This is a genomic window from Micromonospora sp. NPDC049900, assembly GCF_044461025.1.
In the GTDB taxonomy this organism is placed as follows: Bacteria; Actinomycetota; Actinomycetes; order Mycobacteriales; family Micromonosporaceae; genus Micromonospora.
The window spans coordinates 23,656-35,930 of record NZ_JBITKM010000020.1 but is presented as its reverse complement, the minus strand read 5'-3'; the positions used below and the strand labels follow the sequence as shown (position 1 = coordinate 35,930).

The following is a 12,275-nucleotide window of genomic DNA, read 5'->3' as shown; positions in this document are numbered from 1 at the left end:
GCGTACGTCCCGTGTCGACCGGTACGAGCGCTCCGACCGGTTTCCGGTCGCCGACATCCGGTGAGGTTCCCCGCTGCGGCCCGTCCTCACCCGTCGAGTTCGGCGACCCACCGGGGTGAACGCTTCTCCCGGAACGCGGTGACCCCCTCGATGCCGTCACCGGACAGGAAGTAGCCGGTGGACAGCGCGGACAGCTCCGCCAACTCGGCGCGCAGGTCGGTGGCGGCCGGGCGGCGCAGCAACTCCTTCGCCCCGGCCAGCGCCGTCGGGGCACCGCGCACCAGCGAGTCGAGGTAGCGCCGCACCGTGGCGTCCAACTCGTCGCCGGGCACCGCGGTGGTGACCAGGCCGATCTCGGCGGCGCGTCGGCCGTCGAAGGCGTCGCCGGTCAGGTACAGCTCGGCGGCGGCCCGAGGCAGCAGCCGGGGCAGCACCGTCGCCGAGATCACCGCCGGGATCACCCCGATCCGTACCTCGGTGAAGGCGAAGGTGGCCTCCGCCGCGCAGACCGCCAGGTCGGCCGCGGCGATCAGGCCCAGGCCGCCGGCCCGCGCCGGCCCGGCCACCCGGGCCAGCACCGGCTTCGGGCACTCCCGGACCGCCGCGAGCACGTCACCGAGCATCCCGGCGGGGACCGTCCCACTGGCGTACGCCGCCGCCGTCTCCTTCAGGTCCGCCCCGGAACAGAAGACCGGCCCGGTGTGGTCCAGCACGACCACCCGGACCGCGTCGTCGTCGACGGCGGCGGCCACCCCGGCCAGCAGTTCGGTCATCAACGGGCTGGAGAGCGCGTTGCGGTTGTGCGGGCTGTCCAGGGTGAGGGTGGTCACCCCACGGGCCGTGGCGACCCGCACGAACGCGTCGGGAGAGGTCATGTGAGGGCACACTAGTGGCCATGCCCGGCCTCCTTCCAGCAGGCGAACCCGTACCCGCCGACGGGTCGCTGCCCGTCTCCGCCCGCGCCCGAGTCGGGCACCGGGGCTTCGGGGTGTACGTGCACGTGCCGTTCTGCGCCAGCCGCTGCGGCTACTGCGACTTCAACACGTACACCGTCGAGGAACTCGGCGGCGGCGCGAGCCGGGAGGGGTACGCCGACACGGTGCTCGCCGAACTGGCACTCGCCGCGCGGGTGCTGGGCGAGACGCCACCGGGCCGGGTGGAGACCGTCTTCGTCGGCGGCGGCACCCCCACCCTGCTGCCCGCCGACGACCTGGCCCGCATCCTGGACGCGATCGACCGCACCTGGGGGCTGGCCGCCGACGCCGAGGTGACCACCGAGGCCAACCCGGAGTCGGTCGACCCGGTCTCGCTGAAGGAGCTGCGGGCCGCCGGCTACACCCGGATCTCGCTCGGCATGCAGTCGGCCACTCCCGGGGTGCTCGCCGTGCTCGACCGTCGGCACCGCGCCGGCCGTGCGCCGGCCGCCGCACTGGAGGCGCGCGACGCCGGGTTCGAGCACGTCAACCTGGACCTGATCTATGGAACTCCGGGGGAGCGGGCGGAGGACTTCGCCGAGTCGCTGGCCCAGGTCGTGGCGGCGGGCGTCGACCACGTCAGCGCGTACGCCCTGATCGTCGAGGACGGCACCCGGCTGGCCGCGCGGATGCGGCGCGGGGAACTGCCGTACCCGGACGACGACGTCGCCGCGGAGCGTTACCTGGCCGCCGAGGCCGCCCTCGGCGCGGCCGGTTTCTCCTGGTACGAGGTGTCCAACTGGGCGCGGACGCCGGCCGCCCGGTGCCGGCACAACCTGTTGTACTGGACCGGCGGCGACTGGTGGGGCCTCGGCCCGGGTGCGCACAGCCACGTCGGTGGGGTGCGCTGGTGGAACGTCAAGCACCCCCGCGAGTACGCGAGCCGGCTGGCCGCCGGTGAGTCTCCCGGACTGGCCCGGGAGGTGCTCACCGGCGGCGAGGCACACATGGAGGACGTCATGCTCCGGCTGCGGCTCGCGTCCGGGCTGCCGTTGGACGTCCTCGACGACGCCGGTCGGGCGGCCGCCACGCGGGCGGTGGCGCAGGGACTGCTCGCCGCACCCGCCCACGCGGCCGGCCGCGCCGTCCTCACGGTGCGCGGCCGGCTGCTCGCCGACGCCGTGGTGCGGGACCTGCTGCCCTGACCAACCCCTCCGGCGAGGGGTCAGCGCTTCACGAAGGCGTAGGTCATCGGGTAGCGGTAGAGGGCGCCCTCGTTGGCCTTGACCCCGGCGATGATGCCGAAGACCACCGGCACGATCCAGACCAGGAACGGCACGAAGAACAGCAGGCCGCAGGTGATCGCGGTGAGCACCCAACTGAGCAACCCGGCGATCGCCCAGGTGATCTGGAAGTTCACGGCGGCCACCGAGTGCGCCCGGACCACCGGGCTCTGCTGACCCCGGGTCATCATCGCGATCAGTGGCGCGACCCAGCCCAGCAGACCCCCGCCCACGATCACCCCGAGCGGGCCACCGAAGTGGGCGATCAGCGTCCAGGTCTTGTCGTCGTTGTTGGCGTAGCCGCCACCGGGGGGACCGTAGCCGCCCGTCGGGTACCCGACACCGGGCGCGCCACCCGGCGGGTACTCGCCCGGCGGGGGATAGCCACCCGGTGGGGGATAGCCGCCGGGCGGCGGGTAGCCGCCGGACGACGGGTGGTCACCGGGCGGGCCGTAACCGCCGGGCGGCGGGGGCTGGTCGCCGGTGGGCGGCGGATAGCCGCCGGGCGGGGGATAGCCGGGCTGGCCGGAGGAGCCCGACAGTGGAGAAGTGGGGTCGTCGCCGGACCCTGGAGGACGAGGTGGTTCAGTCATGTGGCCACGGTAGGTGCCAGCGGCAACGGACGCACCATAGCGACACCGGGGCGTGTCAACCCGTCGGCCGGTCTCCGCCACGACCGGGGCGACTTGATCATCGCGGGCAGGGGAACACCGACGTAGACTGGCACTCGCTACAGTCGAGTGCCAGAGTGTTCCTCTGGCACTCTGAGCGCTCCGGACTGACCTGCGACAGGAGGTGGGGGATGGGTCTCGACGACCGGAAACTCGCCGTGCTCCGGGCGATCGTCGAGGACTACGTCGCCACCCAGGAGCCGGTCGGCAGCAAGGCACTCGTCGAACGGCACCAACTCGGCGTCTCCCCGGCCACCGTGCGCAACGACATGGCCGTGCTGGAGGAGGAGGGCTACATCCGCCAGCCGCACACCAGTGCCGGGCGGGTGCCCACCGACCGCGGTTACCGACTCTTCGTCGACCGGCTCAGCCGGGTCAAGCCGCTCAGCCCGGCCGAACGGCGGGCGATCGAACGGTTCCTGGTCGGCGCGGTGGACCTCGACGACGTGGTGCACCGCACCGTACGCCTGCTCGCGCAACTCACCCGCCAGGTCGCCGTGGTGCAGTACCCGAGCCTGGCCCGCTCCACCGTCCGGCACCTGGAACTCGTGCCGATCTCCACCACCCGGCTGACGCTGGTGATGATCGCCGACACCGGTCGGGTCGAGCAGCGGCTGGTCGAACTGCCCGCGCCGGTCCCCGCCGACGACGTTCTGGACCTGCGCCGACTGGTCAACGAGAAGCTGGTCGGCATCCGCCTGTCCGACACGCCACCGCTGGTGCAGACACTCATCGACGAGTGCGCGCCGCACCTGCGCGCGGCCATGACCACGCTCTCCACCGTCCTGCTGGAGACCCTCGTCGAACGGCACGAGGAGCGGCTCGCCCTGGCCGGCACCGCCAACCTGGCCCGGGGCGGTCTGCTCGACTTCCAGGGGTCGCTGCGCCCCATCCTCGAAGCGCTTGAGGAGGAGGTGGTGCTGCTCAAGCTCATCGGCGAGGTCGAGCCGAGCACGCTGCGGGTCCGCATCGGCGACGAGAACCAGATCGACAACCTGCGGGCGGCGTCCGTGGTCAGCACCGGATACGGCCCGGGCGCGACCATCGTCGGGGGGATGGGCGTGCTGGGACCGACCCGGATGGACTACCCCGGAACAATCGCCACGGTGAGGGCCGTGGCACGCTACGTGGGCGAGCTGCTGGCCCAGAACTGACCAGTCAGGGCCGACGGCAGGCTGCCGCCACCGACCGGCGTAACGCGAGACGAACACGAGGACACGGAACCCAGTGGCCAGGGACTACTACGGCATTCTCGGCGTGAGCCGAGGCGCCTCCGACGACGAGATCAAGCGCGCCTACCGCAAGCTGGCGCGCCAGTTCCACCCGGACGTGAATCCGGACCCGGAGGCGCAGGAGAAGTTCAAGGACATCAACGCCGCGTACGAGGTGTTGTCCGACGACCGGAAACGGCAGATCGTCGACCTCGGCGGCGATCCGCTCGCCCCGGGCGGCGGCGGTGCCGGTGGACCGGGCGGCCCCGGTGGCGCCGGTCCCTTCGTCGGCTTCCAGGACATCATGGACGCCTTCTTCGGCGGGGCCACCGGCGCCGGGCGCGGCCCGCGACCGCGTACCCGTCCCGGGGCCGACGCGATCCTGCGGCTCGAACTGGACCTGAACGAGACCGCCTTCGGGGTCGAGGCCCCGATCACGGTCGACACCGCGGTCCTCTGCACCACCTGCACCGGGGCCGGCACCGCCGCCGGCACCCACCTGGCCACCTGCGAGGCGTGCGGTGGCCGGGGCGAGGTGCAGTCGGTGCAGCGCACCTTCCTCGGCCAGGTGGTCTCCGCCCGGCCGTGCACGGTCTGCCAGGGCTACGGCACCACCATCCCGCACCCCTGCCCCACCTGCGCCGGTGACGGCCGGGTCCGCACCCGCCGCTCGCTGACCGTGAAGATCCCGGCCGGCGTCGAGGACGGGATGCGGATCCGCCTGGCCCAGCAGGGCGAGGTCGGCCCGGGTGGCGGCACCGCCGGTGACCTCTACGTGGAGATCCACGAACGGCCGCACGACGTCTTCTCCCGCAAGGGCGACGACCTGCACTGCCGGGTCACCGTGCCGATGACCGCCGCCGCCCTCGGCACCCGGCTGACCATCAAGGCGCTGGACAGCGAGGAGCCGGTCGACGTCAAGCCGGGTACCCAGCCGGGCAGCACACTGCGGCTGCGGGCCCGGGGCGTACCGCACCTGCGCGGTGCCGGTCGGGGTGACCTCTACGTCCACCTCGACGTGCGTACCCCGACCAAGCTCGACGCCGACCAGGAGCGGATGCTGCGGGACTTCGCCAAGACCCGGGGAGAGGAGGTCGCCGAGCTGAGCAAGCAGGGCGGCTTCTTCTCCCGGATGCGCGACGCCTTCAATGGTCACGCCTGAGGTGTCCGCGCCGCTCTTCCTGGTCGAGTCGCTGCCCACCGGCGACTCGACGGTGCTCGACGGCCCGGAGGGCCACCACGCGGCCACCGTGCAGCGGCTCCGGGTCGGCGAGGAACTGCTGCTCGCCGACGGTCGGGGCGGCACCGCCGAGGCCGTGGTCACCGCCGTCGGCCGGGGCACCCTCGACCTGACCGTCACCACCCGTGGGTACGTCGACGCGGCGAACCCACGGCTGGTGGTGGTGCAGGGCATCCCCAAGGGCGACCGGGGTGAGCTGGCCGTGCAGGCGATGACCGAGACGGGCGTGGACGAGATCGTCCCCTGGGCGGCGTCCCGCTCCGTGGTGCAGTGGCGCGGCGAACGAGGCGTACGGGCCCGGGGCAAGTGGGTGGCGACCGCCCGGGAGGCGGCCAAGCAGGCTCGCCGGGCCTGGTTGCCGGTGGTGGCCGGCGCTCCCGACGAGTCCAGCACGGCGGTGGCCCGCCGGATCGCCGGTGCCGCCGCCGGCTACGTGCTGCACGAGGAGGCGAGCGACCGGCTGACCACCGTCGAGTTGCCCGACCGGGGCGAGATCGTGCTGGTGGTGGGCCCGGAGGGCGGCATCGGCCCGGCCGAGCTGACCGCCTTCCAGGAGGCCGGCGCGCAGCCGGTCCGGCTCGGGCCGTCGGTGCTGCGCACCTCCACCGCCGGAGTGGCCGCCCTGGCCGTGCTCGCCACCCGCCTGCTGCGCTGGTGACCGGGGATGTAAGGAGGGGACCCCTGCTATGCCGGAGACGTTAGGAGGGTGCCCTTCCTTACACTGCCCCGGTGAGTACTCCTGACTGCCTGTTCTGCCGGATCGTCGCCGGGGAGATCCCGGCGACCGTGGTCCGCGAGACCCCGACCACGCTCGCCTTCCGCGACATCGACCCGAAGGCGCCGGTACACGTCCTGGTGATCCCCAAGGAGCACTACGCCGACGTGGCCACCCTGGCCGCCGGTGATCCGGCGTTGGCCGGAGAGGTGCTGGCCACGGCCGCCGCGGTGGCCGAGGACGAGGGGCTGGTCGGGGACGGCTTCCGGCTGATGTTCAACACCGGCGTGTACGGCGGCCAGGAGGTCTTCCACGTGCACGCACACCTGCTGGGTGGTGCACCGCTCGGGCCGATGCTGGCCCGGAGCGTGGCGTGAGAACAACCGCCTCCGGTCGGCTGGACCGGATGGTGCGGCAGGTCCAGGCCCGGGGACGCGTACCGGCCGTGGCGGCGGCACTGCACCGGGCCGACCGCCCGCCGTGGACGTGCGTGGTCGGCGGCACCGGCAACGACACCGCGCTGGACCCGGACACCCGGTTCCGGATCGGGTCGGTGACCAAGACGTTCACCGCCGTGCTGACCCTCCAGTGCCGCGACGACGGCCTGCTCGACCTCGACGATCCGCTGGACCGGCACCTGGACCTGCCGGCACACGGCGAGTCGACCGTGCGTCGGTTGCTGTCGCACACCGCCGGCCTGCAACGGGAGCCGTACGGCGACGTCTGGGACACGTTACGGGCACCGGACACCGAGCGGCTGGTCGCCGAGTTGGCCCGGGCGGAGCGGGTACTGCCGCCCGGCCGTCGCTACCACTACTCGAACCTGGGGATGGCCCTGCTCGGCCGGCTGGTCGGCGAGGTGCGGGGCGGGAGCTGGGCCGAGGTGCTCACCGAGCGGGTACTCGCCCCGCTGGGGTTGACCGCGACCACGGTCGACCCGGGTCCCCGCGCGGCGACCGGGTTCCTGGTGGACGCGTACTCCGACGAGGCGCGCCCGGAGCCGCCGACCGACTTCGGCGCGGTCGGGCCCGCCGCGCAGTTGTGGAGCACCGCCGGTGACATGGCCCGCTGGGCCGCCTTCCTGGCCGACCCGGCGGCACTGGACCCGACCGGCGCGGTGCTCGCACCGGCCACGCTGGAGGAGATGCGCTGGCCGGTGACGGTCACCGACGAGACGTCGTGGTCGGGTGGCTTCGGCCTGGGCCTGATCCTGGTGCCGCAGGGGCAGCGGGTGGTGCACGTCGGGCACGACGGCGCGATGCCCGGGTTCCTGGCCGGCGTGTACGGCCGGCGGGGCGGCGAGGGGACTCCCGCCGCGTTCGGCGCCGCCGTCCTGGGGTCCTCCGGCACCGCCGTGGAGGTGCTGGAGCTGCCGCACCGGCTGCTCGCCGCCTCGGTCGAGGAGGATCCGGCCGACATCGTGCCGTGGCGGCCGGGTACGCCGGCCCCGGAGCACCTGCGCGGGCTGCTCGGTCGCTGGTGGGGCGAGGGTTTCGAGTACGTCTTCGGCTGGCACGACGGCACCCTGCAGGCCCGGGGCGCCGGTGACCCGTCGGAGAAGCCGCCGGCGGTCTTCACGCCGGTGCCGGAGCGGCCGGACGTGTTCCGGACGGTCTCCGGGCGGGAGGTCGGCGAGTTGCTCCGGCTGACCCGGGACTCCGCCGGTGAGGTGGTCCGGATGCACTGGGCGACGTATCGGTTCACCCGACGGCAGGAGACCTTCGACCGGTACGACTTCCGGGCCGGCGGCTGAGGATTTTTGTCCACTTGTGCACCAGTCGCCGGATGGCGCGGCGACCACTCCGCCCCGCCCCTGTGAGCAGGCGCACCCGAGGCCACGACCGGCCGTTCCCGGGGGAAATGGGCGGCGTGTCCACGCCGTCGAACCGATACGATGGAGTCAACATCCGCACGCCGTGGCAGCATGCCCGGCGCCGAGATCGAGAGCAGGTGGCGCAGGGCCCCTCGGCCCGACCTATGACCGGCACCCCACCTCCCGGCCCGCCCCGCGTGCAGACCAAGATCACGGTCCCCGACTCGAAGATCATGGTCAACCTGCTCGGCGCGGGTGACGAGATCCTGCGACTGGTCGAGCGCTCCGTGAACAGTGACGTGCACGTACGCGGCAACGAGATCACGATCACCGGTGCCCCCGCCGACAACGCCCTCGCCGAGCGGATCTTCAGCGAACTCCTCGAACTGATCGAGAAAGGCGAGACCCTGACCACAGACGCCGTCCGGCGTACCGTCGGCATGCTCGAACAGGGCGGCGCGGAGCGGCCCGCAGAGGTCCTGACGCTCAACATCCTGTCCCGGCGCGGGCGGACCATCCGCCCCAAGACGCTCGGGCAGAAGCGCTACGTCGACGCGATCGACGCGCACACCATCGTCTTCGGGATCGGCCCGGCCGGCACCGGCAAGACCTACCTCGCCATGGCGAAGGCGGTCCAGGCGTTGCAGGCCAAGCAGGTCAACCGGATCATCCTGACCCGACCGGCGGTCGAGGCGGGGGAGCGGCTGGGCTTCCTGCCCGGCACGCTCAACGAGAAGATCGACCCCTACCTGCGCCCGCTCTACGACGCGCTGCACGACATGCTGGACCCGGAGTCCATCCCGAAGCTGATGGCGGCGGGCACGATCGAGGTCGCCCCGCTGGCGTACATGCGGGGCAGGACGCTCAACGACGCGTTCATCATCCTCGACGAGGCGCAGAACACCACGCCCGAGCAGATGAAGATGTTCCTCACCCGGCTCGGGTTCGGCTCCAAGATCGTGGTGACCGGTGACGTCACCCAGGTGGACCTGCCCGGCGGGACGACCAGCGGGCTGCGCGTGGTCCGGGAGATCCTGGAGGGCGTCCAGGACGTGCACTTCGCGCAGCTCTCCAGCGCCGACGTGGTGCGGCACCGGCTGGTCGGTGAGATCGTCGACGCGTACGCCCGGTGGGACGCCGAGCGGGAGAACCAGCAGGCCCAGGGCGTGCACGCGGTGGCCGGGCGTACCGCCCAGGGCAACCGCGCCGGCCGGCGCCGCTAGACCGAGGGAAGACAGTTGTCCATCGAGATCGCCAACGAGTCCGGTGTCGAGGTCGACACCGACGCCGTGCTCGCCGTCGCCCGGCACGCGCTCGACGAGATGGGGGTCAACCCCCTCGCCGAGCTCTCCGTGCTGCTGGTCGACATCGACTACATGACCGAGCTGAACCATCGCTGGATGGGTGGCGACGGTCCCACCGACGTACTCGCGTTCCCCATGGACGAGGGCAGCGTCGACCACGGGCCGGGGGAGAACGCCGCCGCCGGTGGCGAACCGGCCCTGCTCGGTGACATCGTGCTCTGCCCGGAGGTGGCGGCGAAGCAGGCCGCGACCGCCGGGCACAGCCCCGCCGACGAGCTGCACCTGCTCACCGTGCACGGCGTGCTGCACCTGCTCGGCTACGACCACGCGGAGCCGGAGGAGGAGCGGGAGATGTTCGGGCTCCAGGCCCGTCTGCTGTCCAGTTGGCGGTCGACCCGCTCCCGGTGATGGACACTGTGCTGGCCGCGCCCGCCACCGGCCTACCCGATCTGCAACTGCTCGTCTTCGCGGCCGGGCTGGTGGTGCTCGCCGGTCTGATCGCGATGACCGAGGCGGCCCTGGCCGCGGTCTCCCCGGCCCGCGCCGCCGAACTGGCCCGCGACGGTGCCCGGGGCGCCCGTACGCTCCAGGTGGTCGCCGGTGACGTGGTCCGTCACCTCAACCTCCTGCTGCTGCTCCGGCTGCTCGCCGAGCTGACCGCCACCACGCTGGTGGCACTGGTCGCGGTGGACACCTTCGGCGCGGGCTGGCGGGCGGCACTGATCACCGCCGGGGCGATGACCGTGGTCAGCTTCGTGGTGGTCGGCGTCGGTCCGCGTACCCTCGGCCGGCAGCACGCGTACGCGGTGGGTCGCTCGGCCGCGCCGCTGGTGCGCTGGCTGGGCCGGGTGCTCAACCCGCTGGCGTCGCTGCTGATCCTGATCGGCAACGCGGTGACGCCCGGGCGAGGCTTCCGGGAGGGGCCGTTCGCCACCCAGGTCGAGCTGCGCGAACTGGTCGATCTCGCCGAGCAGCGGGGCGTGGTGGAGCACGGCGAACGGCAGATGATCCACTCGGTCTTCGCTCTCGGCGACACCATCGCCCGCGAGGTGATGGTGCCGCGTACCGAGATGGTCTGGATCGAGTCGGGCAAGAACCTGTCCCAGGCGCTCGCGCTGTTCCTGCGCTCCGGTTTCTCCCGGATCCCGGTGATCGGCGAGAGCGTCGACGACGTGCTCGGTCTCCTCTACCTCAAGGACCTGATCCGGCGTACCCAGGGCGGGGCCGCCGAGGACGCGCAGCTCCCGGTGGCCGAGCTGATGCGGCCGGCGACCTTCGTGCCGGAGTCCAAGCCCGTGGACGACCTGCTCTCCGAGATGCAGGCCGCCCGCAACCACCTGGTCATCGTGGTCGACGAGTACGGCGGCACCGGTGGTCTGGTCACCATCGAGGACATCCTCGAAGAGATCGTCGGGGAGATCACCGACGAGTACGACGTCGAGCGCCCGCCGATCGAGCAGTTGCCGGAGGGCGCGGTGCGGGTCACCGCCCGGCTGCCGGTGGAGGCGCTCGGCGAGCTGTTCGACACCGAGCTGCCGCACGACGAGGTCGAGACGGTGGGCGGACTGCTCGCCCAGGCCCTCGGCCGGGTGCCGATCCCCGGCGCCGAGGCGGAGGTGTCCGGCCTCCGGCTGATCGCCGAGGGCACCACCGGCCGCCGCAACCGGATCGACACGGTGCTGGTGCGCCGGGTCGAGCCGTCCGACACGAAGGAGAACCCGGGTGGCGAGGCGACCGCCTCCCGGGGCGACACCGACCGATCCGAGGAGAGGCTGCCCGCCGATGCCTGAGTCACCCGCCGTACCGACCGCCCGGCCCGCCGACGCCGAACTGAGCGCCGAGGACGGCAAGCTGGTCATCCTCGCCCGGGGTGCCCGGGGTCGGGTGGGTGCCGTGGAGGGCGCGGCCGTCCGGGACCAGGACGGTCGCACGTACGCGGCGGCGAGCGTGTCGCTGCCCTCGCTGACCATCACCGCGCTCCAGTTGGCGGTCGCCTCGGCGGCTGCGGCGGGCGCCACCCGGTTGGAGGCCGCCGTGGTGGTGACCGAGGCGTCCACCCTGGACGGTGCCGGCTACGCGGCCGTACGCGACCTGGCCGCCGACGCCCCGGTCCACCTCGCCGCCCCGGACGGCACGGTCCTCGGCACGGTCACCGCATGAGCGAGCGGAGTGAGCGAATCATCAGGTGCAGTGTGGTGGTGCCTCATGGCGGCGCGGAGCGTAGCGGAGTGCCGGCATGAGCGAGCGGGACTATCGGGCCGGGTTCGCCTGTTTCGTGGGGCGGCCGAACGCCGGCAAGTCCACGTTGACCAACGCGATCGTCGGCCAGAAGATCGCCATCACCTCGAACAAGCCGCAGACCACCCGGCACGTCATCCGGGCGGTGCTGCACCGGCCGGACTCGCAGTTGGTGCTGGTCGACACGCCGGGTCTGCACCGGCCGCGGACGTTGCTCGGGGAGCGGCTCAACGACCTGGTGCGGCAGACCTGGAGCGAGGTCGACGTGATCGGCCTGTGCATTCCGGCGGACGAGCCGGTCGGTCGTGGTGACCGGTTCATCACCGGGGAACTGGCCGAGCTGAAGGCGACCGTGCTCGCGGTGGTCACCAAGACCGATCTGGTCGACAAGAAGCGGCTGGCCGAGCAGTTGCTGGCCGTCAGCGAGCTGGGCGAGTTCGCGGAGGTGGTGCCGGTCAGCGCGGTCTCCGGGCACCAGGTGGACACCCTCGTCGAGGTGATGACGGGTTACCTCCCCGAGTCACCGCAGCTCTATCCGGACGACATGCTCACCGACGACCCGGAGCAGGTGCTGGTCGCCGAGCTGATCCGCGAGGCGGCGCTGGAGGGCGTACGTGACGAGCTGCCGCACTCGATCGCCGTGGTGGTCGAGGAGATGATCCCCGAGGGTCGGCTGATGAAGATCTACGCCGACGTGTACGTCGAGCGGTCGAGTCAGAAGGCGATCGTGATCGGGCATCGGGGCGCGCGGCTCAAGGCGGTGGGCACCGCCGCGCGACGGCAGATCGAGGAGCTGTTGGGCACCAGGATCTATCTCGACCTGCACGTCCGGGTGGCCAAGGACTGGCAGCGCGATCCCAAGCAGTTGCGCAAGCTGGGTTTCTGA

General features: G+C 72.5%; 13 protein-coding genes. 11 read left to right on the top strand and 2 right to left on the bottom strand.

Features of this window, described 5'->3' with window-relative positions:
• Positions 1 to 86: 86 nt before the first annotated feature.
• Positions 87 to 875 carry an enoyl-CoA hydratase-related protein gene (locus ACIBMZ_RS27695; RefSeq protein WP_396698772.1) on the bottom strand — a complete coding sequence of 263 codons (789 nt, stop codon included), beginning with the start codon at positions 873 to 875 and terminating at the stop codon, positions 87 to 89.
• A 20-nt stretch (positions 876 to 895) separates the two neighbouring features.
• Here ACIBMZ_RS27695 and hemW point away from each other — a divergent pair, with 20 nt between their 5' ends.
• Positions 896 to 2,119, top strand: a complete 1,224-nt coding sequence (hemW, locus tag ACIBMZ_RS27690) for a radical SAM family heme chaperone HemW (RefSeq protein WP_396698770.1) — start codon at positions 896 to 898, stop codon at positions 2,117 to 2,119.
• A 20-nt stretch (positions 2,120 to 2,139) separates the two neighbouring features.
• Here hemW and ACIBMZ_RS27685 read toward each other — a convergent pair whose 3' ends face one another.
• Complete coding sequence (locus tag ACIBMZ_RS27685) at positions 2,140 to 2,790, bottom strand: DUF4870 domain-containing protein (protein ID WP_396698768.1); 651 nt, start codon at positions 2,788 to 2,790, stop codon at positions 2,140 to 2,142.
• Between the two features lie 209 nt (positions 2,791 to 2,999).
• Between ACIBMZ_RS27685 and hrcA the strand changes: the two genes are divergently transcribed.
• The 10 genes from hrcA (at position 3,000) to era (ending at position 12,275) form a co-directional block, all read left to right on the top strand.
• Entirely contained in the window at positions 3,000 to 4,022 is a 1,023-nt protein-coding gene (gene hrcA, locus ACIBMZ_RS27680) for a heat-inducible transcriptional repressor HrcA (RefSeq protein ID WP_396698766.1), read from the top strand.
• A gap of 73 nt (positions 4,023 to 4,095) precedes the next feature.
• A complete protein-coding gene (gene dnaJ / locus ACIBMZ_RS27675; protein ID WP_396698764.1) occupies positions 4,096 to 5,241 on the top strand; it encodes a molecular chaperone DnaJ in 1,146 nt (381 codons plus the stop codon).
• Between the two features lies 1 nt (position 5,242).
• Positions 5,243 to 5,977 carry a 16S rRNA (uracil(1498)-N(3))-methyltransferase gene (locus ACIBMZ_RS27670; protein ID WP_396698762.1) on the top strand — a complete coding sequence of 245 codons (735 nt, stop codon included), beginning with the start codon at positions 5,243 to 5,245 and terminating at the stop codon, positions 5,975 to 5,977.
• A gap of 71 nt (positions 5,978 to 6,048) precedes the next feature.
• Positions 6,049 to 6,411: a histidine triad nucleotide-binding protein gene (locus tag ACIBMZ_RS27665; RefSeq protein WP_396698760.1), complete on the top strand. Its 363-nt coding sequence runs from the start codon at positions 6,049 to 6,051 to the stop codon at positions 6,409 to 6,411.
• Between the two features lie 29 nt (positions 6,412 to 6,440).
• A complete protein-coding gene (locus ACIBMZ_RS27660) occupies positions 6,441 to 7,787 on the top strand; it encodes a serine hydrolase domain-containing protein (protein WP_396698840.1) in 1,347 nt (448 codons plus the stop codon).
• Positions 7,788 to 8,011: 224 nt separating this feature from the next.
• Complete coding sequence (locus ACIBMZ_RS27655; RefSeq protein ID WP_396698758.1) at positions 8,012 to 9,070, top strand: PhoH family protein; 1,059 nt, start codon at positions 8,012 to 8,014, stop codon at positions 9,068 to 9,070.
• Positions 9,071 to 9,085: 15 nt separating this feature from the next.
• The gene (gene ybeY, locus ACIBMZ_RS27650; RefSeq protein WP_396698756.1) at positions 9,086 to 9,559 is read left to right on the top strand and encodes an rRNA maturation RNase YbeY; all 474 of its coding nucleotides are present in this window, start codon (positions 9,086 to 9,088) and stop codon (positions 9,557 to 9,559) included.
• Positions 9,535 to 10,941 (top strand): hemolysin family protein, encoded by a 1,407-nt coding sequence (locus tag ACIBMZ_RS27645; RefSeq protein WP_396698754.1) that lies wholly within the window; start codon positions 9,535 to 9,537, stop codon positions 10,939 to 10,941. The genes ybeY and ACIBMZ_RS27645 overlap by 25 nt, the downstream gene beginning before the upstream one ends.
• Positions 10,934 to 11,311: a cytidine deaminase gene (locus ACIBMZ_RS27640; RefSeq protein WP_396698752.1), complete on the top strand. Its 378-nt coding sequence runs from the start codon at positions 10,934 to 10,936 to the stop codon at positions 11,309 to 11,311. The genes ACIBMZ_RS27645 and ACIBMZ_RS27640 overlap by 8 nt, the downstream gene beginning before the upstream one ends.
• Positions 11,312 to 11,387: 76 nt before the next feature.
• Complete coding sequence (era, locus tag ACIBMZ_RS27635; protein WP_396698750.1) at positions 11,388 to 12,275, top strand: GTPase Era; 888 nt, start codon at positions 11,388 to 11,390, stop codon at positions 12,273 to 12,275.

Bases quoted from the DNA above. Each gene is read 5' to 3' on its own strand.
- ACIBMZ_RS27695 (WP_396698772.1), bottom strand. From the start codon at position 875: ATGACCTCTCCCGACGCGTTCGTGCGGGTCGCCACGGCCCGTGGGGTG.
- ACIBMZ_RS27685 (WP_396698768.1), bottom strand. From the start codon at position 2,790: ATGACTGAACCACCTCGTCCTCCAGGGTCCGGCGACGACCCCACTTCT.
- ACIBMZ_RS27655 (WP_396698758.1), top strand. From the start codon at position 8,012: ATGACCGGCACCCCACCTCCCGGCCCGCCCCGCGTGCAGACCAAGATC.
- era (WP_396698750.1), top strand. From the start codon at position 11,388: ATGAGCGAGCGGGACTATCGGGCCGGGTTCGCCTGTTTCGTGGGGCGG.
- ACIBMZ_RS27660 (WP_396698840.1), top strand. From the start codon at position 6,441: ATGGTGCGGCAGGTCCAGGCCCGGGGACGCGTACCGGCCGTGGCGGCG.
- hrcA (WP_396698766.1), top strand. From the start codon at position 3,000: ATGGGTCTCGACGACCGGAAACTCGCCGTGCTCCGGGCGATCGTCGAG.
- hemW (WP_396698770.1), top strand. From the start codon at position 896: ATGCCCGGCCTCCTTCCAGCAGGCGAACCCGTACCCGCCGACGGGTCG.
- ACIBMZ_RS27640 (WP_396698752.1), top strand. From the start codon at position 10,934: ATGCCTGAGTCACCCGCCGTACCGACCGCCCGGCCCGCCGACGCCGAA.